Source organism: Streptomyces sp. NBC_01450 (genome assembly GCF_036227505.1).
Classification (GTDB): Bacteria; Actinomycetota; Actinomycetes; order Streptomycetales; family Streptomycetaceae; genus Streptomyces.
Window position 1 is genome coordinate 3,205,733 of sequence record NZ_CP109480.1, and the last position, 26,248, is coordinate 3,231,980.

Consider the following 26,248-nt stretch of genomic DNA (forward strand, 5'->3'; position numbering starts at 1 on the left):
ACGAGAGGGACCCCTGCCGCGAGCCCCTGGTTCGCGGTGGGGGTCTTCGCCTTCGACGGACGCCTCCGCCGGACCCGCGACTGCTGGTGCCGCAGCCGTCCGAGCGGCGTCGCGGTCGCCAACTCCCTTGGCCGAAGAAGGCATTGGCACGGCCCGGCCACAGGAATCCCTTGAGCCCCTTCTCCCCCGGCCCGCACAGTGGTCCAGACCTCACCAGGTCTCTCAAGGGAAGGAAAAGCCCACAGATGCGAAGACTCCACGCCCTCTGGGCCATGACAGGCGCCGCCGCTCTGCTCGCGGGTGCGGTCGCGCCCTCGGCAGCGGCCCCGACCCCCTCGCCGGACGCCCCATCGGGCACGGCGCAGGGCACCACCCAGACCGTCACCCTCATCACGGGCGACACGGTTTCGGTCACCACCGGGCCGGACGGCAAGTCCGCCGTCGAGATCGAGCGCGGCAAGGGCCGAGAGGCCGCCACCTTCCTGTCGACCGAGCGCGACGGCGAGGTCAGTGTCCTGCCAGCGGACGCGATCCCGCTGGTGAAGGCGGGCCGTCTCGACCCGGCCCTGTTCAACGTCACCCAGCTGGTGAAGCAGGGATACACGGACGCGAAGACCGGCACCACCCCGGTGATCGCGACATACAAGAGCGGCAGCGCGACCCCCGACGGCGCACGCCGGACGCTCAAGCTGCCCGCGATCGACGGGGCCGCGCTGAGCGCGAAGAAGTCGACCTCCTTCTGGGCCGACATCGCCCCCGCTCTCGGCACCGAACCGACCACCAAGGCCGCCAAGCAACTCGGCGAGGGCATCGACAAGATCTGGCTCGACGGCAAGGTACAGGCGTCCCTCGACGTCAGCGTGCCGCAGATCGGCGCACCCGAGGTGTGGAAGTCGGGCTACGACGGCAAGGGCGTCGACGTCGCGGTCCTGGACACCGGCGTGGACACCGGGCACCCGGATCTGGCGGGGAAGATCGCCGAGACGCAGAGCTTCGTACCGGGCGAGACGGTGCAGGACGGTTTCGGTCACGGCACCCATGTGGCGTCCACGATCGTCGGCTCGGGCGCGGCCTCCGGCGGCCGGTACAAGGGCGTGGCGCCGGGCGCGGAACTGCGCGTCGGCAAGGTGCTCGACAACACCGGCCACGGCCAGGACTCCTGGATCATCGCGGGCATGGAGTGGGCGGCCAAATCCGGCGCGAAGATCGTGTCGATGTCGCTGGGCGGTGACGCCACCGGCCCCTCCGACATCCTGAGCGAGACCGTCGACGAGCTGTCCGCGTCCACCGGCACCCTCTTCGTGATCGCGGCGGGCAACTCCGGCCCGTCCGAGCAGACCGTCGGCACCCCGGGCATCGCCGACTCGGCGCTGACGGTGGGCGCCGTGGACAAGTCCGACAAGCTCGCGTCGTTCTCCAGCCGCGGTCCGCGCGCCGGCGACTACGCGGTCAAGCCGGAGATCACCGCACCCGGCGTGGCCATCACCGCGGCCCGCGCCGCGGGCACCAGCATGCCTGGCGGTACGCCGGTCGACGACTACTACACGACGGCGAGCGGTACGTCGATGGCCACCCCGCATGTCGCGGGCGCCGCGGCGCTGGTCACCCAGGCCCACCCCGACTGGACGGGCCAGCAGATCAAGCAGGCGCTGGCGACCACGGCGAAGACCATGCCGGACGCCGACGTCTTCGAGCAGGGCGACGGCCGGGTGGACGCCGTACGGGCCGTCAACCAGGGCGTCTTCGCGACCCCGACGCTGAGTTTCGGCAAGTACGAGGAGACCGACACCGCGGCCGCCGGCAAGGACATCACGTACACCAACACCATCGACAAAGCGGTGGAGTTGAAGGTGTCCTCGTCACTTCACGACGCCACACCGAACGCGGACACGGTCACCGTCCCGGCGAAGGGCACGGCCACCGTCGCGGTCACGGTCGACCCGGCGAAGGAGGCGACGGGCCGGTACACGGGCCACATCACCGCGAGCGCCGACGGTGTCCTCGTCACCACCGCCATCGGCTTCGAGAAGCTGCCGAAGACCTACGACCTGAAGGTGTCGCTGCTGGGCCGTGACGGCAAGCCGACCACCTCGTCGTCGATCTTCATGCTGCAGGAGCTGAACGGCGCCTACCCGGACACGTACGGGTACATCGGCAAGAGCTACACCTTCAAGGTGCCGGCCGGTACGTACTCCACGGCGTCCTGGATCTCGCAGCGGGACGCGGCCGGACTGGAGGTCAACACCTCGGTCGTCGGCGATCCGGAGATCAAGGTCGACCGTGACACCGAGGTCGTCCTCGACGCCCGCAAGGCGGTCGAGATCAAGCCGAAGACCAAGGAGGACTCCGAGTTCCAGGGCTTCAGCACGAACTGGCACCGGGAAGGCCCGGGCACCGGCTTCGGGGTGACCTACAGCCAGGGCTGGTGGACCGACCACATCTACGTGGCGCCCACCGAGAAGGTCACCCAGGGCATGTTCGAGTTCTCCTCGAAGTTCCGGCTGTACGCCAAGGAGCTGACGGCGAGCGTCACCGGCCCGGAGAAGTACGCGCTGCCCCTCGACTACGCGCAGACCGACATCGGTCTCCCCGTGAAGGTCAGCGGTGACCACACGGTGCGCGCGGTGGACGCGGGCACCGGAACCGCGGCCGACTTCGCGGGACTCGACGTCAAGGGCAAGGTGGCGGTCGTCCGGGTGGGCGCCAATGGGACACCGGACGAGGCACTGGCCAACGCGACCGCGGCCGGGGCCGGTTACGTCCTCGCCTATCGCGAGACGCCGGGGTACTGGATCGCCTGGGCGAAGAGCACGACCATCCCGCTGATGATCGCCACCGGCGAGGACGGCGCGAAGCTCGGGACGCTGCTCAAGAGCGGGAAGAAGGTCAAGCTGAAGCTGGCCGGCACTCCGGTCAGTCCGTATGTGTACAACGTGATGTTCCCGCAGGTGGGAGCCGTCTCGGCCAACCAGACGTACAACCTGAACAGCTCCAACACGGTGAAGCAGACGGTCCGTTACCACGGGTCCCGGGCCGGTGATGTCGGCAAGGACGCCGTGTACCGGTACCGCCCCTGGCAGAGTGCCGACATCGCGACCACCACCAACGTGCAACTCGGCACGGAGCGCACCGAGTACTACAACGTCTCCGACAACCGGATCTGGCACGCCGTCTATCCCAACTGGGGGGCGAACCAGCCTCAGTGGGGTACCGTGCGGACCTTCGACAAGGCGGGCAGGCAGCCCGCCGAGGACTGGCTGGGCCAGGTCGTCCGCCCGGCGACCGCTCAGCAGGCCGGCCTCTCCCAGCGCACCGGTGACAAACTCACCCTCCGTGTACTGGAGTTGAGCGATGCCACACCGGGTCACTACGGATACGCGAACAACGTCCAGGACATCGCGAAGGGCAAGCTGTACGCGGACGGGCAGTTGGTCGGCGACACCGCACTCGGCGGCTACGGCACCTTCACCGTCCCGGCGGCGAAGTCCTCGTACCGCCTCGTGCTCGACACGCAGCGCACGGCCGACTGGACGCCGTACTCCACCGGCACCCACACCGAATGGTCCTTCGCCTCGGCGCACACGGACCAGCAGACGGCGCTCGGGCTGCTCTCGGTCGACTACGACGTGGCCGGGATCGACCTTCTCAACAGTGCTGAGGCCGGACACACGTCGAAGCTCGGCCTCTCCGTCCGGAACCAGTCGGGCGGTGTCACCGCCAGTTCCCTGAAGGCCTGGGTCTCCTACGACGACGGCACCTCGTGGAAGGAAGTGGAGGTCAAGCACGGCAAGGCGGAGCTGAAGCACCCGAAGAAGGACGCCCGGTTCGTGTCGCTGCGCGTACGGGCCGGCGACCGGGACGGCAACATCGTCGACCAGACGGTCGTACGGGCGTTCGGCCTGAAGTAGACGACCACAGCCGAACGTTGCGAAAATCCTTAACAAAGATCGTCTACCGTGCCGGGCCATGGTGAACACGGCATACGACACGGCAAGGGAGACCCCTGCCGCGAGCCCCTGGGCCGCGGTGGGGGTCTCCGCGTTCGACGAGCTGTTGTACCAGGCCATCCTCAACCAGCCCGACGCCGGCGCGGCCGGCTGGGCGCTGCTGACCGGTGCCTCCCCGGCCCGGGTCCGCGAGGCCTGCAACCGGCTGCTCACGCTCGGGCTGCTGCAACCACCGGACTCCATGGGCGGGTTACGGGCGGTCGACCCCCGGGTGGCGGTCCGCGCGCTGATCCGGCGGCGCGAGACGGAGTCCGAACTGCTGGCCTCCACCGCCGAGGAGATGGCGACCGCGTACGAGGCGGGGCTGCTTCGCGAGGAGCCGACCCGGCTGATCGAGGTGGCCTCCGGCGAGGGCGCCATCGCGGCACGCCTGGAGGAGATGTACGCGCGCGCGGAGCACGAGGTGTGCCTTTTCGACACACCGCCGTATCTCGCCCCGCCCGCTCCGCAGGTGGATCTCCAGGCCGATCTGCTCAGCCGCGGAATCGTCTCTCGGGGGATCTACGCGGCGACCGGCCTGGAGGATCCGAAGGTCCTGTCCCGCGCCCTGAGTATGGTCGAACTCGGCGAGCAGGCCCGGGTGTTGCCGACCGTGCCGCTCAAGCTGCTGGTGGTCGACGGATGCCGGGCGCTGCTGCCGCTGACCGCCTCCGCGGCCGGCGGCTACTGTGCCGTCGTGGTGTGGCACTCGGCGGTCACCGAGGCCCTGCAGAAGCTCTTCGAGCTGGCCTGGCAGCAGGCGACCCCGCTCGGCCAGCCGGTCTCCGACGGTGAACTCACCGAGGACGAACGGACGTTGACCCGGCTGCTGGCCGCCGGGATGAAGGACGAAGCGGTCTCCCGTCACCTGGGGGTGAGCCTGCGGACTCTGCGCCGCCGGGTGAGCGATCTGCAGGAGCGGCTGGGCACGGCGAGCCGCTTCCAGCTGGGGATGCGGGCGGCGCAGCGCGGCTGGGTGTAGGCGCGCGGACGTGCCCTCGCATGCGAAGGGCCGCGCCCCTCCGAAGAGGAGCGCGGCCCGGCCGCCGTACCGGATCCCTACTTGCGGATCAGGTTGCGCAGCACGTACTGCATGATGCCGCCGTTGCGGTAGTAGTCCGCCTCACCGGGGGTGTCGATGCGGACGACCGCGTCGAACTCGACGCCCGTGTCGGTGGTGACCTTCACCGTGCGCGGGGTGGTGCCGTTGTTGAGCTCCTCGACGCCGGTGAAGGAGAAGGTCTCCTCGCCGGTGAGGCCGAGGGTCTCGGCGGTGGCGCCCTCCGGGAACTGGAGCGGCAGGACGCCCATGCCGATGAGGTTGGAGCGGTGGATGCGCTCGTACGACTCGGCGATGACGGCCTTGACGCCGAGGAGCGCGGTGCCCTTGGCGGCCCAGTCGCGGGACGAGCCGGAGCCGTACTCCTTGCCGGCCAGGATGACCAGCGGGGTGCCCTGCTCGATGTAGTTGCGCGAGGCGTCGTAGATGAACGCGACGGGCGCGCCCTCGACGGTGAAGTCGCGGGTGTAGCCGCCCTCCGTGCCCGGCGCGATCTGGTTGCGCAGGCGGATGTTGGCGAACGTGCCGCGGATCATGACCTCGTGGTTGCCTCGGCGCGAGCCGTAGGAGTTGAAGTCACGACGCTCCACACCGTGCTCGGTGAGGTACTTGCCGGCCGGGGTGTCGGCCTTGATGGCACCGGCCGGGGAGATGTGGTCGGTGGTGACCGAGTCGCCCAGCTTGGCGAGCACCCGGGCACCGGCGATGTCGGTGACCGGGGACGGCTCGTGCGCCATGCCCTCGAAGTACGGGGGCTTGCGGACGTAGGTGGACTGCGGGTCCCACTCGAAGGTGTTGCCGGTCGGGATCGGCAGCGCCTGCCACTGGGCGTCGCCCGCGAAGACGTCCTGGTAGGACTTGTTGAACATGTCCTCGCCGATGGCATTCGCCACGACGTCGTTGACCTCGGCCTCGGAGGGCCAGATGTCGGCCAGGTAGACCGGCTTGCCGTCCTGGTCGGTGCCCAGCGCGTCCTTGGTGATGTCCACCTTCATGGAACCCGCGAGGGCGTACGCGACGACCAGCGGCGGGGAGGCCAGGTAGTTCATCTTGACGTCGGGGTTGATCCGGCCCTCGAAGTTCCGGTTGCCGGAGAGGACCGAGGTGACGGCGAGGTCGTGGTCGTTGACGGCCTTGGAGACCTCCTCCGGCAGCGGGCCGGAGTTGCCGATGCAGGTGGTGCAGCCGTAGCCGACGAGGTTGAAGCCGACCTTGTCGAGGTAGGGGGTGAGCCCCGCCTTGTCGAAGTAGTCGGTGACGACCTTGGAGCCCGGCGCGAGGGTGGTCTTGACCCACGGCTTGCGGGTCAGGCCCTTCTCCACGGCCTTCTTCGCGACGAGCGCGGCGGCGACCATGACGTACGGGTTCGAGGTGTTGGTGCAGGAGGTGATGGCCGCGACCGTCACCGCGCCGTGGTCGATCTCGTAGGTCGAGCCGTCGGGGGCGGTGACCATGGTCGGACGGGTCGGTACGCCGTTGGTGGTGGCCGGGGAGTCGGAGGCCGGGAAGGACTCCTTGCCCGCCTCGTCGTCCTCGTCCACGTAGTTGCGCACGTCCCGCGCGAACTGCTGCGCGGCGTTCGCGAGGACGATGCGGTCCTGCGGGCGCTTCGGGCCGGCGATCGAGGGGACGACCGTGGAGAGGTCGAGCTCCAGCTTCTCGGAGAAGTCGGGCTCGGCGGCCGGGTCGAGCCAGAGGCCCTGCTCCTTGGCGTACGCCTCGACGAGCGCGAGCTGCTGCTCGCTGCGGCCGGTCAGCTTGAGGTACTTGATCGTTTCTACGTCGATCGGGAAGATCGCGGCGGTCGAGCCGAACTCCGGCGACATGTTGCCGATGGTGGCGCGGTTCGCGAGGGAGGTGGCGGCGACGCCCTCACCGTAGAACTCGACGAACTTGCCGACGACACCGTGCTTGCGGAGCATCTCGGTGATCGTGAGCACGAGGTCGGTGGCGGTGGTGCCCGGGGTGAGCTCACCGGTCAGCTTGAAGCCGACGACGCGCGGGATGAGCATGGAGACCGGCTGGCCGAGCATCGCGGCCTCGGCCTCGATGCCGCCGACGCCCCAGCCGAGCACACCGAGGCCGTTGACCATGGTGGTGTGCGAGTCGGTGCCGACGAGGGTGTCGGGGTACGCCTGGCCGTTACGGACCATGACCGTGCGCGCCAGGTGCTCGATGTTCACCTGGTGGACGATGCCGGTGCCCGGCGGGACGACCTTGAACTCGTCGAAGGCGGTCTGGCCCCAGCGCAGGAACTGGTAGCGCTCCTTGTTGCGGCCGTACTCCAGCTCGACGTTCTGCGCGAACGCGTCGTTCGTGCCGAACTTGTCGGCGATGACGGAGTGGTCGATGACCAGCTCGGCCGGGGCCAGCGGGTTGATCTTCGCCGGGTCGCCGCCGAGCTCCTTGACGGCCTCGCGCATGGTGGCGAGGTCGACGACACAGGGCACGCCGGTGAAGTCCTGCATGATCACGCGGGCGGGCGTGAACTGGATCTCCTGGCTGGGCTGCGCCTGGGAGTCCCAGTTGCCGATGGACCGGATGTGGTCGGCGGTGATGTTCGCGCCGTCCTCGGTACGGAGCAGGTTCTCCAGCAGCACCTTCAGGCTGTACGGAAGGCGAGCCGAGCCTTCCACCTTGTCCAGCCGGAAGATCTCGTACGACTCGTCGCCCACCTGCAGCGTGCTGCGGGCGTCGAAGCTGTTCGCCGACACGACAGTCTCCTTCATTGATGTGCGCGTTCCCACCGCATCCTGCCGCCACGACGTCTTGGCCGATCCGCTAAGGTAAGGCTAAGTTAGGTAACCCTTACCGCCGGACCCGATGACGGCGTGCGACTGCGGTGCGCCTCGGCAGATATCTCGATGTCGAGATAACTCTAGTACATGGGCGCCCACCGGTCATGCCCGGCATGCTGTGGCACCGTCTTGGTGGACCTGGGGCAGTCCCAGTCTTCCCGAGGCACCGCTCCCGCGCCCTCCCTGCGGTCGCGCGGCACCGCGTCGGCGGTCGCCCATGGGACCGGGGTGCGGTTCGGGGCCGGCCGGGCTCAGACCTGCGGTGATCCGGTGCGCTCAAGGCGCAGCCTGACGTAGTTCGCGCCGCCCGGACCGGATCGATGGCGCCCATCGGGCCTCCAGCCGTGTCGGGCGTAGAAGGCCTGGGCTCGGCTGTTGCGCTCCCACGCTTCGAGCACCCCCGTGACGAGTGACGCATCGCGAAGGAACTGCACGAATGCCGCGTGCAGTCGGCCGCCGATCCCCTGCCCCCAACGACTCGGTTCGACGTGAATTTGGTACAGCTGGCCGACGACCGCGGCGTCCACGTCAGCATCCAGCGGAGGGCCCATCGCCAGGATGCCTACCATCTCACCGTCCCGCTCGACGCACAGCACCGTCCGGACGTCGTCCTGGACCGCGCCCATCCACGCCTCCCGCCTACGAGAACGCGCCTCGGGAGAGGTGAGCTCCGCCTCCGACCATCCGCCCGCCCGGTAGTACGCGGTGCGCGCCCGAGTATGCAGGTCGGTGATCGCGTCGAGGTCGTCGAGGTTCGCGGTTCGCAGCGAGCTCCGGGAAGTCGTCATGACCGTCTGACGCGATCGCCACGATCAGCAGTTCCCACCAGAGCTGTTCGCCGGCTTCGCGAGCCCTGGTGGGACAGCGCGTCTTCCTGGCATCGCCAGTACCAGGCACGGGCGGGCGAACCGGTGCACAGTGGTGGCATGGCGAGTACGGAGTTCGGGCGGACGGTTCGACGTTGGCGGGACCGGGTCTCCCCCGAGGCGGCCGGGCTCCCCGTCGGCGGACACCGGCGCGCGGCCGGGCTGCGCCGCGAGGAGCTGGCGCTGCTGGCCGGGATCTCGGTCGACTATGTCACCCGTCTCGAACAGGGCCGGGCGAGCAATCCGTCGGAGCAGATCGTCGAGGCTCTCGGCCGGGCGTTGCGGCTGTCCGGCGCCGAGCGCGAACACCTCTTCCATCTCGCCGGACTGGTCCCGCCGGGACGCGGCACCGTGCCCGCCCACATCACCCCCGGCGTGCACCGGATGCTGGACCGCCTGACCGGAACGCCCGTCGCGGTCTTCGACGCGGCGTGGAACCTGCTGCTGGCCAACCCGCTGTACGCGGCCCTGATGGGTGACCCGTCCGGGTGGCGCGGCAACGAGCGCAACGCGGTGTGGCGCAACCTCGTGGGCCCGGGCACCCACGTCCGCCACACCCCCGAGGCCCGGCGCGAGTTCGAGACCACCATCGTCGCCGACCTGCGCGCGACCGCGCGCCGGTATCCGGCGGACCAGCGGCTGCGGCGCCTGGTCGAGGAGTTGCGCGCGAACAGCGACCGGTTCGCCGAGCTGTGGGAGTCCGAGGCCGTGGGCCACCACGAGACCTCGCACAAGACCATCGACCATCCGCAGCTGGGTCCCGTCACGCTCGACTGCGACGTACTCAGCGTCGTGGGCAGCGACCTGCGCATCATGGTCTACACGGCCGAGCCGGGAACGCGGGACGCCGAACAGGTCGCCCTCCTCGGGGTCATCGGCACCCAGACGCTCATGGAGCGCGGAACGGCCGAACGAGGCTGAACTCGCCGGGGGTTCACAGGCAACCATCGCCCACTTCGGGGTACTGGGAACCGGACGCGCCACAGTCGGCGTAGTAAACCGACACAAACAGCCGTGAACTGCCGTAAGGGGGAGCACTCATGCCTCTCACGTTCCGCAAGAGCTTCCGCATCCTTCCCGGGGTGCGGCTGAACATCAACCGGCGCTCGTGGTCCATCACCACGGGCGGCCACCACGGCCCGCACCACACCCGCAGCAGCACCGGCCGGCGTACGACCTCGATAGACCTGCCGGGCCCGTTCGACTGGCGGCGCACGACGCGTCGGCGGGAACGCTGACCGAAGTCGCCGTGCCGCGGTGGCGCCGGGCCCGAACTCCCCTGTGTGCGAGGTGTGCTGAAGCCCACTACTCGGACGGATGCGCTCCGTTTCTCTTTATCTCACAACAGATATACGGTCGCGCCATGGCAGACGACTACCTCGTACGCATCGGCAAGCTCATCCGTGACGCCCGGCAGCACCGGGGCTGGACTCAGTCGCAGCTCGCGGAGGCACTCGGCACAAGTCAGAGCGCCGTCAATCGCATCGAGCGCGGCAATCAAAACATCAGCCTTGAGATGATCGCTCGAATCGGTGAAGCCCTGGACAGCGAAATCGTCTCGCTGGGCTACGCGGGTCCGATGCATCTGCGCGTGGTCGGCGGACGTCGTCTGTCCGGCTCGATCGATGTCAAGACCAGCAAGAACGCGTGTGTCGCGCTGCTGTGCGCGACGCTCCTGAACAAGGGGCGCACGGTGCTGCGCCGGGTGGCCCGGATCGAAGAGGTCTACCGCCTTCTGGAGGTACTCGGTTCGATCGGTGTCCGCACCCGCTGGATCAACGACGGGGTCGACCTCGAGATCGTGCCCCCGAGCGAGCTGGACATGGAGGCGATCGACGCCGAGGCCGCCCGCCGGACCCGGTCCATCATCATGTTCCTCGGCCCGTTGCTGCACCGTATGGACACCTTCAAGCTGCCGTACGCGGGCGGTTGTGACCTCGGTACCAGGACCATCGAACCGCACATGATCGCGCTGCGGCGGTTCGGGCTCGACATCGCCGCGACTGAGGGGCTCTACCACGCCCAGATCGACCGGTCCGTCTCCCCCAGCCGGCCCATCGTGCTGACCGAGCGCGGGGACACCGTCACCGAGAACGCGCTGCTCGCCGCCGCCCGCCACGACGGCGTGACCGTCATCCGCAACGCCTCCTCCAACTACATGGTCCAGGACCTGTGCTTCTTCCTGGAGGCGCTCGGTGTACGGGTGGAGGGCATCGGCACGACCACGCTCACCGTGCACGGTGTGCCGAACATCGACGTGGACGTGGACTACTCCCCCTCCGAGGACCCGGTCGAGGCGATGAGCCTGCTGGCCGCCGCGGTGGTCACCGAGTCGGAGCTGACGGTGCGCCGAGTGCCGATCGAGTTCCTGGAGATCGAGCTCGCGGTACTGGAGGAGATGGGTCTCGACCACGACCGCACGCCGGAGTACTTCGCCGACAACGGCCGCACACGGCTGGTGGACCTGACCGTACGGCCCTCCAAGCTGGAGGCGCCGATCGACAAGGTCCACCCGATGCCGTTCCCGGGCCTGAACATCGACAACGTGCCCTTCTTCGCGGCCATCGCGGCCTCCGCGCAGGGCAAGACCCTCATCCACGACTGGGTCTACGACAACCGGGCCATCTACCTGACCGACCTGAACCGCCTCGGCGGCCGGCTGCAACTCCTCGATCCGCACCGGGTACTGGTCGAGGGCCCGACACGCTGGCGCGCCGCCGAGATGATGTGCCCGCCCGCGCTGCGGCCCGCCGTGGTCGTGCTGCTGGCGATGATGGCGGCGGACGGTACGTCCGTGCTGCGCAATGTGTACGTCATCAACCGCGGCTACGAGGACCTGGCCGAGCGGCTCAACTCCATCGGAGCGCAGATCGATACGTTCCGGGACATCTGAACGGCGCGGTGTCGTGCCCCTCGGAGGCAAGGGGCACGACACCTCAACATGCCAGCTGACCTGCGGATACCCACCTTCACGACCCTCCACTGATCACTGTTGTCTTTCAGCACCTTGCGCAACGCACGTGCAAGATGATCTTGCGCGGTTGGCGATACGTCTGAGATGCCTGAGTATTCGTCAGCCCTCACGGAGGGTTGTCGCCGAAGTGGCCTCGCACCGTCCGATGTCGGTCGTGTCACGCCGACCGCGTCTGGTCGACCATCGGCACCCACGTCGAAGACCCGGCAAGCCACCCCGGTAACCATCACGATGCCGAGGCGGCGACCCTTGCCGATTTGGCAATGCCGCCCTTCGGCCGTCGGCCTGGGGTCACCGACTGGGTGGGTGCTGCTTGTGCTGGCTCTCGCACCGCCGCGAGTACCGTAAATCGACTCACGCAGCAGCCCTCCGCCCCCGGTCTGAGACGGCCGTACCGGGGGAACGGATCCGGGAAGCTTCTTGCCGGCTCGTCAATGACTACGACGCTTCCAGCTATCCGACCGACCAGCCCCGGCCCGTACCGGCCGTACGATCGGACGCACGGATGCAAGGCCCTGCACGGTGCAGCAGACGTCCCCTGTTGAGCGCCACCGGAAGCCGGCGCACGGTGGTCGGGCTCTCGACGGTGCTGGCGATCAGGGTCGTCTCGACGCCCTCCTGCGACTGGACCGCAACAAGACCGGGCGGGGAACCTTCAAGCTTCCCGACGGGCCCCCAGTGCCCCCAGACGCGCCGTCCGCCGCGAGGACGTCCTCGCCGTCATGCAGACCGACCCCGCCCGTGACTGGCGCCCCGCGACATCGCGGCCGCGCTGCCGACCGCCACCGAGAACACCTTTGCCTTGCACATGAGCACCTGGGCCCGCAAGAACCTGCTGGTCAAGGTCCAGGGACCTACAGGCGACCCTACCTTTCACGGCACTGCATGCCCGACGACCGGAGCGTCGGTCACGCCCCGCTCACAATCGGCAACCGACAGCTTCTAACAGCCCGGCGGGTTCTGGGGGCCCGCGCAGTCCGCGCTCAGCGATTCCGCTGCGGCCTTCGTCGTCTGAGGCATTGCCTCAGCACTCGTCACGCCCACCGCTCCGGCGAGCAGCGCAGCAACGCAAAACGCACCAACGAGGTGTCGGATGCGCTTCCCGACGCTCGTCACCATGACGATCTCCCTTGACTGGGGTGATGGATTACTCCTGATTTGTCAGTTTAAGTACTACAGCTTGGTACTACAGCCGGACCACTGTCAACGGCCTGGAGGTGGGGAGTGCAGTGGGGCGGGCGCGGTAGTGGGACGGTCGCCTGCGACCCGAGGATCCCTGGAGAACCCGACCCGAGCGTCGGGCCGCGGCCATGCCCGCCAGGCGACGAACAGCCGAAATCCACCGGCCCACCGCGACCAACCCGACTCCGCCGCCCCAAGCGAAAAGGGGAGGCTAGAACTCGATCACCGACACCGAGGCCGAGCCGGAGTTGGCCGTGTAGGCCCGGCCTCCGTCGCGGGAGACCGCCACCCCGACCGGGTACCTGTCGACACCGATGGGGTTGCCCACGGTGCGGTTGGTGACGGTGTCGATCACCGACACCGAATCCGAGCCGGCATTGGCCGTGTAGGCCCGGCCTCCGTCCTGGGAGACCGCCACCCCGACCGGCTTGTTGTCGACACCGATGGGGTTGCCCACCGTGCGGTTGGTGACGGTGTCGATCACCGACACCGAATCCGAGCCGGCATTGGCCGTATAGGCCCGGCCTCCGTCCTGGGAGACCGCCACCCCGACCGGGTTCTTGCCGACACCGATGGGGTTGCCCACCGTGCGGTTGGTGACGGTGTCGATCACCGACACCGAATCCGAGCCGGCATTGGCCGTATAGGCCCGACCTCCGTCCTCGGAGACCGCCACCCCGTACGGCTTCTTGCCGACACCGATGGGGTTGCCCACCGTGCGGTTGGTGGCAGTGTCGATCACCGACACCGAAGCCGAGCCCGAGTTGGCCACGTAGACCCAGCGTCCATCCGGGGACACCACTACCCCGACCGGGTCCTTGCCGACACCGATGGGGCTGCCCACGGTGCGGTTGGTGACGGTGTCGATCACCGACACCGAATCCGAGCCGTAGTTGGCCGTGTAGGCCCGGCGTCCGTCCGGGGACACCGCCACCCCCTGCGGCTTGTCGCCGACGGGAATGGGGTTGCCCACGGTGCGGTCGGTGTCGGTGTCGATCACCGACACCGAAGCCGGGCCGAAGTAGTTGGTCGCGTAGGCCCGGCGCCCGTTCGGCGACACCGCCACCCCGCCCGGAAGGTTGCCGACCTGGATCGAGGACACGGACGGTACGGTGGGACCCGAGGAACGAGACTGCGCCAGGTAGATGCCGCCGCCCGCCGCGGCAAGCGCCGCCAGCGCCACCCCCGCAATGAGCCTGGCCCGTCGGTTTCCGGGCCGCGGCGGGCGGGGCCGCGGCCGGGCCTCGTCCACTTTGCGCGGCAGCGGTTCCAGGGGCGGGCCGGTCGGTTCCTCCGGCTTGGCCGGCGACAGGATCTCGGTCGGCAGGGCCGATTCCTGGGGGCGCGGCGGCTTCGAGGCGGGGGGCCGCTCGGACGGCGGCACCTCCGTCGAGGGAGCCGGTTGCTGCAAAGGGGACGGGTAGGGCTGGTCGGCGATGGAGGCGAGCCGCCGGGCGGCCTCCTCACCGTCCATCCTGTCCGCGGGGGTCTTGGCCAGCAGCCCGACGAGGACCGGGGTCAGCTCCGCCGCCCGGCGCGGCGGGGTGCAAGGCTCGAACAGCAGGGCGCTCAGCGTGGTGAGGGCGGTGTCGCGGTCGAAGGGACCGGCTCCCTCGAGGGCGTAGTACAGGGTGGCCCCGAGCGAGAACAGGTCGGCGGCAGGGGTGGGCGGCTGACTGTTGGCCCGCTCCGGGGCCATGAAGCGCGGCGTCCCGAGGAGCTCCAGGGTGGCGGTCAGGCGGTCCTCGCCGGAGCTCGGCTCCAGCGCGATGCCGTAGTCGGTGAGCATCACCCGGCCGCCGCCCTCCGTCGGATAGAGGGGCTGGGGCCCCGGATGGGTCAGCAGGATGTTGGCCGGTTTGACGTCCCGGTGCAGGACGCCGAGCCGGTGTCCCTCCAGCAGGGCGTCGATGACCGCCAGACCGATCCGGGCGACGTCGCGGGGCGGCAGCGGCCCCCGCTCGCGCACCACCGCCTCCAGGTCCATGGCGCCGCTGACGTATTCCATGACGATCCACGGCAGGCCGTCCTCTTCCACGATGTCGTGCACGGTGACGACATGCGGATGGTTGCGCAGCCGGGCGGCGTGCCGGGCCTCGCCGCGAGCCCTCGCGATCCGGCAGCTCACCTCGCATTCGGGGACGTCCGGCAGCAGAATGATCTCCTTGAGCGCGACCTCGCACGCCAGTTCCTGGTCGTACGCCAGCCACACACGTCCCATGCCGCCGGTGCCGAGCCGACGCAGGAGCCGATAACGTCCGGTAACCACGCGTCCGGCGGCCTCTTGCGCTCCTGTCATGGCACTCCCCTTCCAGGACGGCCAGCAGGGGTTCCTCGGCGAGCGCTGAAGGGGTCCTCTCCACGTATCGCATATCGTTCGAAGAACGGCAAGTCGCCCAGAACGGGTGCAGCCCGCATATGTTCCGCGCGGCGGTGTCGGGACCGGGGTTCCGGCTACCGGCTCGCGGCACAGTTCTGGGACATCACGGACCCGCGCACCGCCGCCCTCACGCACGCCGTCGTCGTCGGCACCCCGGCCTACCGTCGGGAGTTCACCCAGGGCGACACGCCCTCCGGCCCCGAGGACTTCGACGACTGGGTGGTGCGTGCCGTCCTCAACCCGGGCCGCCCTCTGTTCCGCGAGGCCCGGTACCTCCTCGCGGAGGAACCCGAACTCCACGACAGCGCCCTCTACCACTCCGTCCTGGCCGCCGGCAACGCGTCCCGCGACGGCATCGCCGACTACCTGGGCCGCAAGTCGACGGTTCTCGCCCATCCGCTCCACGTACTCGAGGACGTCGGCCTGATCCGCCACGAACCCGACGCGTTCCGCCGCAACCGCTCCTCCTACCACCGGATCGCCGAACCGCTCATCGCCATCTGACACGCCGTCATGCGACCGCACCGGGGCGACCTCGAACACCCCGGCCGCGCCACCGCCGTCCGGCGGCGCGCCCAGTCCACCTTCCGCAGCAAGGTCCTCGGGCCTTATTTCGAGACCCTGTGCCGCGAGTGGGCCCGCCGGCACGCCGCACCCGAGACGTACGGCGGCCATCCCTCACGTGTCGCCTCCGGAACCGTCAACGACCCGCTCGCCATCGGCGAGGCCAAGTGGAACGACACGATGGGCCTCGCCCACCTGGAACGCCTCCGGCGCATCCGGCACCTGCCGGCCGCCCGCGACAGCGGCACCGGAGCCTCCGAGCAGACCCGCCCGCTCTGCTTCAGCGGCGCCGGCTTCACCGACGACCTGCGCGGCATCGCGGACCGCGACCCGACCGTCCAACTGGTCGACCTGCACCGTCTCTACGACAGCGGGTGACGGCACCGCACCCGGCCGTGACGTGATCCGCGACTCGCCGACCCACTCCCGGAGGGTGTCCAGTGCGGCGGGCTCGAACTTCGTGGTGAAGAGAACGGCCAGGTGCTCTCTGGCTCGTGAGCACGCGACGTAGAACAGATTGCGCGCCCTGACGAACGCCTCCCGTTCCTTGCCCACCAGTTCGTCGCGCCGGGAGACGTTGGCCGGCATCTCGGGGATCTGGAAGCGGGTGTGGCCCATGCTGACTACGGCGAGGACCAGGGTGAACTCCAGTCTCTTGACGCCCTGTTGCCTGGCGAACGGCGTGCCACCGCCAAGGTGCTCGTTCAACGCCAGCAACTCCGCGTACGGCACCTCGCGCAGCTGCTGCTACTCCTTCGCCCAGGCCGCCACCCGGGCCTCGGCATTGTCGACGCTCGCGTACCTTCCCCAGGCCGTCGAAGAGCTACTGCTCAGGCAGAGGAAGAGCTACTGCTCAGGCAGAGGTCGAGGACGTCGCCGACCCTGCCCGTCTTGCGGGCCTCCCCCAGCTTCTCCAGGAACGTCATCCATTCCTGCTTGCCGGCGGGCGAGTTGACGGGAGGACGGCCACGTGGGTCGAGCGCGTCGAACATCGCGCCATAGCGCTTGTTCCGGCGGTGGAGCAGGGCCGGTTCCAGCGCGTCAGGGCAGTTCGGGACGCATCGCGTTCAGGAGGTTCACGACGGCGCGCTGCGAGCGTCGGTCGCGCCGTCGGACGACCGGTGTCAGGCGCGCATCCTCGAGTGCCCCGCACGCCTTCTCGTAGACCTGCTGCCAGTGGTCCCCGAAGAAGCCGCAGAGGGGACCGCGCGGTGGCCTCATCGCCCGGAGCACCCAGCATGGCCTCCGCGAGACCGGCGGGGGTGTCCTGGTACTCGTCCATGAAGGCGATCTTTACGGAGAGTGGCGGGGCCTCGACGTATCCACACCGCTGAGAAGCGCGTCCTGCATACAAAGCGGACAGCACACGGTCTCGTCGAGGAGCGGCTTCAGCTCACCACTCGGACGGTTCCACCGTGCGGTCAGGAACTTGTCGATGTCGGCGAGCCCTTCTCGCCACCGGACCGGGTCAACGGCGTCGAGAGCGTCAGCACCCGCGTCCGCGAGGGCGTCCGCTCCCACAGCCGCTTCCTCGCAGAGCACGTGTGCGTGGCGGCGAGGTGTCGTGATCAGCGGGTGCCCGCCTCGGCACGGGCGTAGAACTCGGCGAGCTCGTGGGGGTTCTTGGTGTAGACGTCGATCTTGCGCACGGTGCCGTCCTCGACCTGGTGGATCTCGACCATGGTCAGCGGGAACTCCTCGCCGGTGGTGTGGGCGGTGAGCGTTCCGGTGAGTGTGCCGATGACGCCGGCCGGACCCTCGAACACCTCGGCGGCGGTGATGGCGACGTCGGCGTAGCCCATCATCGCGCCCAGGACCGACCGCACGAACACCTCGCGGCCCTGGTGCACGCCCCCGTAGGGAAGTTGGTTCGGCTCGTCGACGATCACTTCGGGGGCGAGCCTGGCCAGGACACCCGGCACGTCGCCCCTGCCCAGCGCGTCGTACAGCCCTCGCACGACATCCGCCGGACGCCGCGCCGTCACCGTCTCGCTCTGCTCGCTCATCTTGTGTGCCCCTTCTGTGTTGTTCAGGTACTCGAGCCCTCGTCCGGCGACTCGGTACTGAAGTCGGGCCCCGCGGGACCGGGGCACGCACCATGCAACGGCAGACGGCCGTGCCGGGGGAGCCTTTGCTGTGAGGGGTACCGCCAGGACCCCCCAGCCCGTCGCGCGGCCTGCCTACCCTGTCCTCATGGACAACCGGGACGCAGTCAGCGCTTTCCTCCGCTCCCGACGCGACAAGATCACCCCCGAGCGGGCGGGGCTGCCGACGTACGGCCAGCGGCGGGTGCCCGGACTGCGCAGGGGCGAGGTCGCCATGCTCGCCGGGATGAGCGTCGAGTACTACACGCGCCTGGAACGCGGCAGCCTCAAAGGTGTCTCCGACAGCGTGCTGGACGCCCTCGCCCAGGCCCTGCGGCTCGACGACAACGAGCGCATGTACCTCTACGACCTCGCCCGCGCCGCCGGTCCGCCACCCGAGACGCGGGCCCGTCAGCGTGGGGCCCGGCCGACAGTGCGGCCGACGGTGCGGCCGAGCGTGGCGCGGATCATCGAGGGAATGCCCGAACTGCCGGCGGCCGTGATGAACAACCGCCTCGACACGCTGGCCGCCAACCCGCTGTGCCGGGCCCTGTACTCGGAGATGTACGCCGACCCGACCTGCCGGGCCAACGTCGCCCGCTTCGCGTTCCTCAACCCCGCGGGTCGGCGCTTCTACGCCGACTGGGAGCCCATGGCCCGCTTCGCCGTGGGCGCGCTGCGCATCGAGGCGGGGAGAAACCCCGACGACCGGGAACTGACGAACCTGATCGGTGAACTCTCCACCCGCAGCGACGCCTTCCGCGTGATGTGGGGATCCCACGACGTGCATGTCTTCCGTGAGAGCACCAAACGCCTCAACCATCCGCTCGTCGGCGACCTCGAGCTCGACCAGGAGACCATGAGCCTGCCGGACGAAGGCGGCCTGAGCGTGGTCGTCTACAGCGCGCCCCCCAACACCCCCGCCGAGGACGGTTTGAAGCTGCTCGCCGGCTGGTCCGCCACGGCCGCGCAGGACCAGGACCAGGACCAGGACCAGGACCAAGACACGGACACGCACACGGAATCCACGAGCAGACCGTCGACCCGTCGGCCCTGACGGGCGGCCGGCCTCCTCCTCGACTTTCGTCAGAGGTGGTCCGCGTCGACGACCGCCCGGGCGAACGCCGTGGGCGCCTCCTGCGGCAGGTTGTGGCCGATGCCCTTCAGGGTCCGGTGCACGTACTTGCCGGTGAACCTGTCCCGATACGAGGATCCGTCGCCCGGGGCCGTGAAGGGGTCGACCTCGGGGTCGAGGGTGATGGTGGGCACCTCGATGACCGGTCGTGCGGCGAGCCGGTTCTCGTAGCGGTCGTAGCGGCGTTCACCGTCGGCGAGGCCGAGGCGCCAGCGGTAGTTGTGGATGACGATGGCGGCGTAGTCGGGGTTCTCGAAGGCCGTGGCCGTGCGCTCGAAGGTGGCGTCGTCGAAGTTCCAGGTCGGGGAGACGGTGTCCCAGACGAGCCGGCACAGGTCGTGCCGGTCCGTCTTGTTCTCCATGGCGAGGCGGCCTCGCTCGGTGGAGAAGTAGTACTGGTACCACCAGGTGTGCTCGGCCTTCGGGGGCAGTGGCTGCTTCTGCGCCTCGAGGTTGGTGATCAGGTATCCGCTCACGGACACCAGGGCCTTGACGCGCTCGGGCCAGAGGGCGGCGATGATGTCGGCGGTGCGCGAGCCCCAGTCGAAGCCGGCGAGGACGGCCTTGTGGATCTTGAGGGCGTCCATGAGGGCGATGATGTCGAGGGCGACCGCCGACTGCTGGGCGTTGCGGACCGTCCGGGAGGACAGGAATCGCGTCGTGCCGTGACCGCGGAGGTAGGGCACGATCACGCGGTAGCCCTGCGCCGCGAGCAGCGGGGCGACGTCCACGTAGCTGTGGATGTCGTAGGGCCAGCCGTGCAGGCAGATCACCACAGGACCGTGGGACGGGCCGAGCTCGGCGTAACCGACGTTCAGCACGCCCGCCTTGACCTGCTTCAGCGAGCTGAAGCCGGTGTGCGTGCCGGGAGTGACCGTCGGCACGACCGGCGTCGGCGCCCCGGCGCCCCTCCGCGGAGCGGCGGAGGCGGTCGGAACACCCTGCAGACCGGCCAGTGAGACGGCGGCCGCGCCCGTGCCCAGACCGATGGCCTTGCTGAAGGTGCGCCTGTTGATCATGTGAAACCCTCCGTGCCCTTGATGCGCCGGCCTGCATGTCGCAGGGGGATGCAGCTCGAACATTCGTTCGCTATGGCGTTGCGGTCCGTGTTCCCGATGACATTCACACAAGCCGCGTCACCAGTCAAGGCGGTTACGAACTTCCTCGGTGAGCCCGGGTAACCCACCGAGCAGGTGATGAATCATCGCGCGGGGGACGTTGCACATTGGGAGGTCACCGGTCAATATGGTGACGTGAATCATGCTTTTCCCTGCGGGACACTCCCCCTCGACTTCGTCGGCACCCTGCGCGCGCGACGCAATGCGGTGCCGATGGAGAAGCTCGCCTCGCCCGAGCTCCTCGACGCCTGGTTCGTCGAGTCCGAGATGCTCGACACGGCACCCGGCGCCGACGAGGCCGACCTCGAAGTCGCCCTGGAACTCCGCGAGTCGCTCTACGCACTGATCGCGGCGCGCCTCACGGGCGAACAGTTGCCCGCCGCGGCGGTCGACGTGGTGAACCGGCAGGCCGCGGGCCTGGCGGTGCAGCTCCAGCTCGGCCCCGACGGCACGAGACGTACCGGTTCCGCCTCCCAGGGACTCGCGTCCCTCGCGCGCGAGGCCGTCGAGATCCTCGGGGGCGATGAGGAAGCGCTGCTGCGCGAGTGCGGTCGTCCCGAGTGCACCCAGGTCTATCTCGACCGCTCCCGCGGCCACCGACGCGAGTGGTGCGCGATGAGGACCTGCGGGAACCGGGTCAAGGCAGCCGCCTACCGGGCACGCCAGCACGTCTCGAAGAGCTGACCGCCCCCGAAGGAGACCGGGGCTCCTTCGTCACGCGCCGCAGCGCAGGTCACGCGTCGGGGGCGGTGTTCACCCGACGCGTTCCCGCAGGCGGTGGGGGTGTGCCGGGTAGACGCCGAGGACGCGCACCTCGGAGGAGAAGAAGCGCAGTTCCTGCAGGGCGAGCGCGACGCGGGGTTCGTCGGGGTGGCCCTCGATCTCGACGTAGAAGCAGCTCGCGTTCAGACCGGCGCCCATCTGGTAGCTCTCGATCTTGGTGAGGTTCACGGCGCTGCTCGCGAAGCCGCCGAGTGCCTTGTAGAGGGCGCTGGGGATGTTCCGTACGGCGAAGAACAGACTCGTCATCGTCGGCTCGTCGGTGACCGGCGGGACAGCGGCCTCACGGGAGAGGACGACGAACCGCGTGGTGTTGTCCGGGTCGTCCTCGACGCCCGCCCGCAGCACCTCCAGGCCGTAGCGCAGCGCCGCGGCGGGCGGGGCGAGTGCCGCGTGCCGGAGGTCGCCGAGCTCCGCCACCTCGCGGGCGGCCCCCGCCGTGTCGTCCGTGACGAGCGTGCGCCAGCCGCCCTCGCGCAGCACCTTCCGGCACTGGCTCAGTGCGTGGACATGACTGCGCACGCACTCCACCTCGGCCGGCGACGCTCCGGGGACCCCCATGAGGTCGAAGCGGATGGCGAGGAAATACTCCGCGATGACGAACAGGCCCGACTCCGGGAGCAGGTGGTGGACGTCCGCGACGCGTCCGGCCGCGGAGTTGTCCACCGGGATCACCGCCAGGTCGGCGGTGCCGAGCGTCACGGCGTCCAGAGCCTGGTCGAAGCTCGTGCAGGGCAGCTCGGAGCTTCCGGGGTACAGGATCTGGGTGGCCGTCGCTGAATTGGAGCCGGGTTCGCCCTGATATGCGACGGTCGTCACCGTGTGTCACCTTCCAGCCGGAGAGCCTGCGTCGTCGGTCAGCAGAAGAACCGCAGAAGGGTCACCGTAAGCCGCCGGTACGGCAAGACCGAAGTGCTGTCCACAGGGAGAGACTCCGGAGGACGCCGACCGCCCCTCAGACTCCGGCAACGCATCACCTTCTTGACGGGTGACTCTCACCGATGCCAGTATCGTGGCCTCAACCGTCACCGCTTCAACAGGTGACTCTTGATCGTGCCGGCCATCGTGCCAGGCAGGCAACACGAACGCGACCGTGAACGGCATCGCCGAGCGGGCCCGCGCGCTCCTCACCACGACAGGACGGGAACGGACATGAGCGACCGGCGGAAAGACCCGGTGGAGGGAGCGCCCATAGGGCGGCGGGCCATGCTGGCCACGCTCGCGGCAGGCGCCGCCGGACTCGCCACCGCGCCCTCCTTGCAGCGAGGTTGGGAGAGGTTTCTCGGCGCCGCCTCACAGGTGGACTCGACCGGCCTCACCGGACTGCTGCCCAACCCGGGCGGCTTCCGCTACTACAGCGTCGTCGGCTCGGTGCCGCGCAAGGACGACACCGATTACGAGCTGCGCGTCGACGGCCTGGTCGACCGTCCGAAGACCTACACCCTGCCCGAGCTGCGCGCGATGCGGCAGACCCGCGTCGTCCACGACGTGCTGTGCACCGACGGCTGGCGCGTGGAGAACACGCCGTTCGAGGGCGTGCGGCTCGCGGACATCCTCGACGCCGCCGGGGTGCGCGGCGAGGGCAGGGCCGTACGTTTCACCTGCTTCGACGGCGCCTACAGCGAGAACCTCACGCTGGAGCAGGCACGCCGCTCCGACGTCATGGTGGCCCTGAACATGCAGGACAAGCCGATCACGCACGAGCACGGCGGACCCGTCCGGCTGTACGCGGCCCCGATGTACTTCTACAAATCGGCCAAGTGGCTGTCCGGCATCTCGGTCACCGACAAGGTCATTCCCGGCTACTGGGAGGAGCGCGGCTATGACATCGACGGCTGGCTCGACGGAGAGGACAGGCACGGCAATGGCTCCGCCGCCTGACCGCTCGGAAAGGATCCGCCGGTTCACCCGGGCCGAGCGGCTGGTCCACCGTGCCACCGGTTGTCTGATGCTGCTGTGCGTGGCGACCGCGGCCTGCCTGTATCTGGGACCGCTCGCCCAACTGGTCGGCCGGCGCCATCTGATGGTCACCGTTCACGAGTGGTCGGGCATCCTGCTGCCGCTGCCCTTCTTCCTCGGCCTCTTCTCTCCCGCGTTCCGGGCGGACCTGCGGAAGCTGAACCGCTTCGCGCCATACGACCGGCAATGGCTGCACGCGGTTCGCAGGCGCCTGACCTCACCGTCCGCCCGCCCGGCCGGCAAGTTCAACGCGGGCCAGAAGCTGTACGCGGGCTGGATCGCCGGGGCCGTGGTGCTGATGCTGTTCACCGGGCTGCTGATGTGGTTCACCGGCCTGCTGCCCGCGATCTCCCGCACCAGTGCGATCTTCGTGCACGACTGCCTGGCCTGGGGGATCAGCTTCGTCCTCATCGGTCACCTGCGGAAGGCGTACCAGGACCCGGAAGCACGGCTCGGGATGCGCACCGGGTTCGTCACGCCCGAGTGGGCGAGGAAACACCATTCCATGTGGCTGAAGAAGGATTCCCCGGACACCTGAGACGGCCGGAACGGTGGCGGGCCCGCCGGAGGGAACGTCCGCGCGTCGTCCGGCGGGCCCCGCCAGGTCCTTCTCTGCCGTGTGCCGCCTCCGTCCTCCACGGAGGCGGTTCAGCCCTCCATGAGGGTGATGTCCTGCTGCTGCACCGCGTGGAACAGCGGCAGCGGCAGACCGCCCAGGGCGGGGCTCAGTTCCATCAGGGTGGCCTCCACATGGGCGGCGCCCGGTTCGAGCGTGTCGGACGTGCGCTTCTCCGAGTTGGTCCAGCGGTGCTCCGCACCGTCGCAGACCGCCGCGGTGCCGCCGATGCCGTAACGGATCCGGGGGTCGTCCTGCGAGAGCGACGAGGAGACGAGCACCGGCCCCGTACCGCTCAGACAGCGGTAGGTGCCGGAGAGAGTGACGGTTCCGTCGGCCGCGAGGTGACCGGTCGAGTCGACGGTCACCGTCTCGGACGGCGCCGACAGGGCGCCGACGGACACGGCGACGGCGGACGGGGCGGCCAGCAGCAGGAACGCGGCGCCGGTGGCCGCGCCGATGACCTGGCGCAAGGACATGAGGTACCTCCTGGAACGTGGGGGGCTCCACAGGTACCGGGCGCGCGGGCCCAAGGCAGTGATCGTCACCCCTTTGGTGGCGAGTCCGGTCCGTCGCGGATCCGGTCCGTGGCCGGTCCCGTCAGTGGCGGGTCCGGTCCCCGCGTCATGGGAACGTTCGAGAGTTGTCCGCGTGTTGTCACGCTTCTCGACCGGCGGTTCCGATGAGTTCGCCACGGGAGCATGGTCTTACCTATGCGAGACGGCGACGGCGCCGTCGACACTCATCGCATCCGACGTGGAGGTGCGCCATGTGTTCCCACCAAGCTCTGTGCCCGTCCGCGGACTCCAACGCTCCGCACACCGTGTCGGCCCACCCCGAGCAGGGCTGGAGCCTGCTGTGCAACGGCGCGATCGTCTTCGACGACAGCGGTGAACTGCTCCCCGACGGCAGCGTGGTCGCTCCGCACCGGGTGTTCACCGAGCGGCTGGCCGTCGCCGCCTGACCGTCGTTCCCTACGGCAGCACCGCGAAGCCGTCCAGTTCGACCAGGGCCCGTTCGTCCCAGAGGCGGGCGGCCCCGACCACGGCCATCGCGGGATAGTCGCGGCCCGCCAACCGCCGCCAGACGCGGCCGAGTTCGGGAGCCTGAGCGCGATAGTCGGCGACGTCCGTGGCGTAGACCGTGACCCGCGCGAGGTCGGCCGGGGTTCCCCCCGCGGCCCGCAGCGCGGTCAGCAGATTGGCCAGCGCCTTCTCGAACTGCTCCGGGAGGGTCGAGCCGACCACCTTCCCGTCCGTGTCCAGCGCGGTCTGGCCCGCCAGGAAGACGACGCGGGTGCCGGTGGCGACGACGGCGTGCGAGAAGCCGGTGGGCGGGGAGAGCTCGGGCGGGTTGACGCGCTCGGTGCTCACACGACCTCCAGGCTCTCGGCGCTCACAGGGCCTCCACCGACGCGTACAGCTCCTTGGCGATGACCGCCCGCTGGACCTCGCTCGCGCCCTCGTAGATACGGGGCGCGCGGACCTCCCGGTAGAGGTGTTCGAGGAGATGGCCCCGGCACAGGGCTCGGGCGCCGTGCAGTTGGACCGCGGCGTCGACCACGTACTGGGCCGTCTCGGTCGCCAGCAGCTTCGCCATCGCCGCGCGCCGGGGCACGTCCGGGGCCCCTTCGTCGTACGCGGCCGCCGCCGCGTAGACCATCAGACGGGCCGCCTCCGTACGCAGCGCCATCTCGGCGACCTGGTGGGCCACCGTCTGCAGGTCCTTCAGCCTGCCGCCGAACGCCTCCCGCCCGGCCGTGTGGGTGAGCGTCGCCGCGAGGGCCGCCCCCGCCATACCGACCGCGAAGGCGCCCACGCTCGGGCGGAAGAGGTTGAGGGTGTGCATCGCGACCCTAAAACCGCGGTCGGGCTCGCCGAGCACGTCGTCCGCCGTCACCGGTACGGCGTCGAAGGCGAGGGCGCCGATGGGGTGCGGGGAGAGCATGTCGAGCGGGGTGCCGGTGAGGCCCGGCCGGTCGGCGGGCACCAGGAAGGCGGTGACGCCCCGGGCTCCGGCGCCCGGGGTGGTCCGTGCGAAGACGGTGTAGAAGTCGGCCTCGGGGGCGTTGGAGATCCAGCACTTCTCCCCGCTGAGCCGCCAGCGAGCAGAGCCGTCGCGTTCGGCGACGGGCGAGTCCGGCGCCTCGGCGACGGACGGAGTCCGGGACCCGGTGTCGGGCGAGGCTCCGGGGGCCGACGGTGAGGAACCGGCCGCCCGGGGGGCGTCCCGGTCCGCGCGGAGCGCCAGCGCCGCCGCGTCCGAGCCCGCGCCCGGCTCGCTGAGCGCGAACGCGGCCACCGCGCTGCCGTCCGAGACCCGGGGCAGCCAGCGCTCGCGCTGCGCCCGGTCGCCGTACGCGTGCACCGGATGCGCGCCGAGGCCCTGCAGGGCGAGCGCCGTCTCGGCCTCGGTGCAACCGTGCGCCAAAGACTCCCGCATCAGGCACAGATCGAGCGCGCCCGAGGTGAACAGGCGGGCGAGCAGCCCCAGCCGACCCAACTCGGCCACGAGGGGACGGTTGACGCGGCCCGGCTCGCCCTTCTCCGCCAGCGGGCGCAACCGCTCCGCGGCCAGCGCGCGCAGCTCGGCACACCAGGCGATCTGTGCCGGATCGAGTGAGAATGCGGTCATTGCCGGTTCCCTCTCCGCCGTCGGACTGCGGGACCCCAGGCTATCGCGAGACGTTGACTGTCGTCACCAACACGATACGCTCCTTGTGCGAGATGCGAGCCCACCACGACAA

23 protein-coding genes are annotated in these 26,248 nt (G+C 69.6%); 12 read left to right on the forward strand and 11 right to left on the reverse strand.

Annotated features, from left to right (window positions below; translation table 11 throughout):
• The first annotated feature begins 245 nt into the window (after positions 1-245).
• Positions 246-3,908 carry a S8 family peptidase gene (locus OG568_RS14420; protein WP_329531831.1) on the forward strand — a complete coding sequence of 1,221 codons (3,663 nt, stop codon included), beginning with the start codon at positions 246-248 and terminating at the stop codon, positions 3,906-3,908.
• 58 nt (positions 3,909-3,966) lie between these two features.
• Positions 3,967-4,968, forward strand: a complete 1,002-nt coding sequence (locus OG568_RS14425; RefSeq protein ID WP_329531832.1) for a response regulator transcription factor — start codon at positions 3,967-3,969, stop codon at positions 4,966-4,968.
• Between the two features lie 77 nt (positions 4,969-5,045).
• Here the strand turns inward: OG568_RS14425 and acnA are convergent, their stop codons facing one another.
• Together acnA and OG568_RS14435 are read right to left on the reverse strand one after the other, a co-directional pair.
• The gene (gene acnA / locus OG568_RS14430; RefSeq protein WP_329531833.1) at positions 5,046-7,760 is read right to left on the reverse strand and encodes an aconitate hydratase AcnA; all 2,715 of its coding nucleotides are present in this window, start codon (positions 7,758-7,760) and stop codon (positions 5,046-5,048) included.
• 335 nt (positions 7,761-8,095) lie between these two features.
• Positions 8,096-8,632: a GNAT family N-acetyltransferase gene (locus OG568_RS14435; RefSeq protein ID WP_329531834.1), complete on the reverse strand. Its 537-nt coding sequence runs from the start codon at positions 8,630-8,632 to the stop codon at positions 8,096-8,098.
• A 138-nt stretch (positions 8,633-8,770) separates the two neighbouring features.
• Between OG568_RS14435 and OG568_RS14440 the strand changes: the two genes are divergently transcribed.
• The 3 genes from OG568_RS14440 (at position 8,771) to OG568_RS14450 (ending at position 11,603) form a co-directional block, all read left to right on the forward strand.
• On the forward strand, positions 8,771-9,631 hold the full coding sequence (locus tag OG568_RS14440; RefSeq protein WP_329531835.1) for a helix-turn-helix transcriptional regulator: 861 nt from the start codon (positions 8,771-8,773) through the stop codon (positions 9,629-9,631).
• A 119-nt stretch (positions 9,632-9,750) separates the two neighbouring features.
• Entirely contained in the window at positions 9,751-9,948 is a 198-nt protein-coding gene (locus OG568_RS14445; protein WP_329531836.1) for a DUF4236 domain-containing protein, read from the forward strand.
• A 125-nt stretch (positions 9,949-10,073) separates the two neighbouring features.
• Positions 10,074-11,603, forward strand: coding sequence for a helix-turn-helix domain-containing protein (locus OG568_RS14450; RefSeq protein ID WP_329531837.1), 1,530 nt, complete (start codon positions 10,074-10,076; stop codon positions 11,601-11,603).
• A 1,474-nt stretch (positions 11,604-13,077) separates the two neighbouring features.
• On the opposite strand, the gene OG568_RS14455 is transcribed toward OG568_RS14450, so the two are convergent.
• On the reverse strand, positions 13,078-15,165 hold the full coding sequence (locus OG568_RS14455; protein WP_329531838.1) for a serine/threonine-protein kinase: 2,088 nt from the start codon (positions 15,163-15,165) through the stop codon (positions 13,078-13,080).
• Between the two features lie 300 nt (positions 15,166-15,465).
• On the opposite strand from OG568_RS14455, the gene OG568_RS14460 reads away from it, so the two are divergent.
• Positions 15,466-15,750 carry a hypothetical protein gene (locus OG568_RS14460; protein ID WP_329531839.1) on the forward strand — a complete coding sequence of 95 codons (285 nt, stop codon included), beginning with the start codon at positions 15,466-15,468 and terminating at the stop codon, positions 15,748-15,750.
• A 9-nt stretch (positions 15,751-15,759) separates the two neighbouring features.
• Entirely contained in the window at positions 15,760-16,188 is a 429-nt protein-coding gene (locus tag OG568_RS14465) for a hypothetical protein (protein WP_329531840.1), read from the forward strand.
• Between the two features lie 452 nt (positions 16,189-16,640).
• Here the strand turns inward: OG568_RS14465 and OG568_RS14470 are convergent, their stop codons facing one another.
• The 3 genes from OG568_RS14470 to OG568_RS14480 form a co-directional block, all read right to left on the reverse strand.
• Complete coding sequence (locus OG568_RS14470; RefSeq protein WP_329531841.1) at positions 16,641-16,802, reverse strand: hypothetical protein; 162 nt, start codon at positions 16,800-16,802, stop codon at positions 16,641-16,643.
• A gap of 49 nt (positions 16,803-16,851) precedes the next feature.
• Positions 16,852-17,031, reverse strand: coding sequence for a hypothetical protein (locus OG568_RS14475; RefSeq protein WP_329531842.1), 180 nt, complete (start codon positions 17,029-17,031; stop codon positions 16,852-16,854).
• Between the two features lie 347 nt (positions 17,032-17,378).
• The gene (locus OG568_RS14480) at positions 17,379-17,816 is read right to left on the reverse strand and encodes a nuclear transport factor 2 family protein (RefSeq protein WP_329531843.1); all 438 of its coding nucleotides are present in this window, start codon (positions 17,814-17,816) and stop codon (positions 17,379-17,381) included.
• Positions 17,817-18,003: 187 nt separating this feature from the next.
• Here OG568_RS14480 and OG568_RS14485 point away from each other — a divergent pair, with 187 nt between their 5' ends.
• Positions 18,004-18,951 (forward strand): helix-turn-helix transcriptional regulator, encoded by a 948-nt coding sequence (locus OG568_RS14485; protein ID WP_329531844.1) that lies wholly within the window; start codon positions 18,004-18,006, stop codon positions 18,949-18,951.
• Positions 18,952-18,980: 29 nt separating this feature from the next.
• Here the strand turns inward: OG568_RS14485 and OG568_RS14490 are convergent, their stop codons facing one another.
• The gene (locus OG568_RS14490) at positions 18,981-20,048 is read right to left on the reverse strand and encodes an alpha/beta fold hydrolase (RefSeq protein ID WP_329531845.1); all 1,068 of its coding nucleotides are present in this window, start codon (positions 20,046-20,048) and stop codon (positions 18,981-18,983) included.
• A gap of 234 nt (positions 20,049-20,282) precedes the next feature.
• Between OG568_RS14490 and OG568_RS14495 the strand changes: the two genes are divergently transcribed.
• Positions 20,283-20,831, forward strand: a complete 549-nt coding sequence (locus OG568_RS14495; protein ID WP_329531846.1) for a CGNR zinc finger domain-containing protein — start codon at positions 20,283-20,285, stop codon at positions 20,829-20,831.
• A 69-nt stretch (positions 20,832-20,900) separates the two neighbouring features.
• Here the strand turns inward: OG568_RS14495 and OG568_RS14500 are convergent, their stop codons facing one another.
• Complete coding sequence (locus OG568_RS14500; RefSeq protein WP_329531847.1) at positions 20,901-21,746, reverse strand: prephenate dehydratase; 846 nt, start codon at positions 21,744-21,746, stop codon at positions 20,901-20,903.
• 333 nt (positions 21,747-22,079) lie between these two features.
• Between OG568_RS14500 and OG568_RS14505 the strand changes: the two genes are divergently transcribed.
• Positions 22,080-22,808: a molybdopterin-dependent oxidoreductase gene (locus OG568_RS14505; RefSeq protein ID WP_329531848.1), complete on the forward strand. Its 729-nt coding sequence runs from the start codon at positions 22,080-22,082 to the stop codon at positions 22,806-22,808.
• Positions 22,750-23,424 carry a cytochrome b/b6 domain-containing protein gene (locus OG568_RS14510; RefSeq protein ID WP_329531849.1) on the forward strand — a complete coding sequence of 225 codons (675 nt, stop codon included), beginning with the start codon at positions 22,750-22,752 and terminating at the stop codon, positions 23,422-23,424. Before OG568_RS14505 ends, OG568_RS14510 begins: the two co-directional genes overlap by 59 nt.
• Before the next feature lie 110 nt (positions 23,425-23,534).
• Here the strand turns inward: OG568_RS14510 and OG568_RS14515 are convergent, their stop codons facing one another.
• Positions 23,535-23,981: a DUF6299 family protein gene (locus OG568_RS14515; RefSeq protein ID WP_266586653.1), complete on the reverse strand. Its 447-nt coding sequence runs from the start codon at positions 23,979-23,981 to the stop codon at positions 23,535-23,537.
• Positions 23,982-24,271: 290 nt separating this feature from the next.
• Here OG568_RS14515 and OG568_RS14520 point away from each other — a divergent pair, with 290 nt between their 5' ends.
• The gene (locus OG568_RS14520; protein WP_329531850.1) at positions 24,272-24,466 is read left to right on the forward strand and encodes a DUF5999 family protein; all 195 of its coding nucleotides are present in this window, start codon (positions 24,272-24,274) and stop codon (positions 24,464-24,466) included.
• A 10-nt stretch (positions 24,467-24,476) separates the two neighbouring features.
• Here the strand turns inward: OG568_RS14520 and OG568_RS14525 are convergent, their stop codons facing one another.
• Complete coding sequence (locus OG568_RS14525; RefSeq protein WP_266586649.1) at positions 24,477-24,875, reverse strand: RidA family protein; 399 nt, start codon at positions 24,873-24,875, stop codon at positions 24,477-24,479.
• A 22-nt stretch (positions 24,876-24,897) separates the two neighbouring features.
• Positions 24,898-26,136 (reverse strand): acyl-CoA dehydrogenase family protein, encoded by a 1,239-nt coding sequence (locus OG568_RS14530; protein WP_329531851.1) that lies wholly within the window; start codon positions 26,134-26,136, stop codon positions 24,898-24,900.
• Positions 26,137-26,248 lie beyond the last annotated feature (112 nt).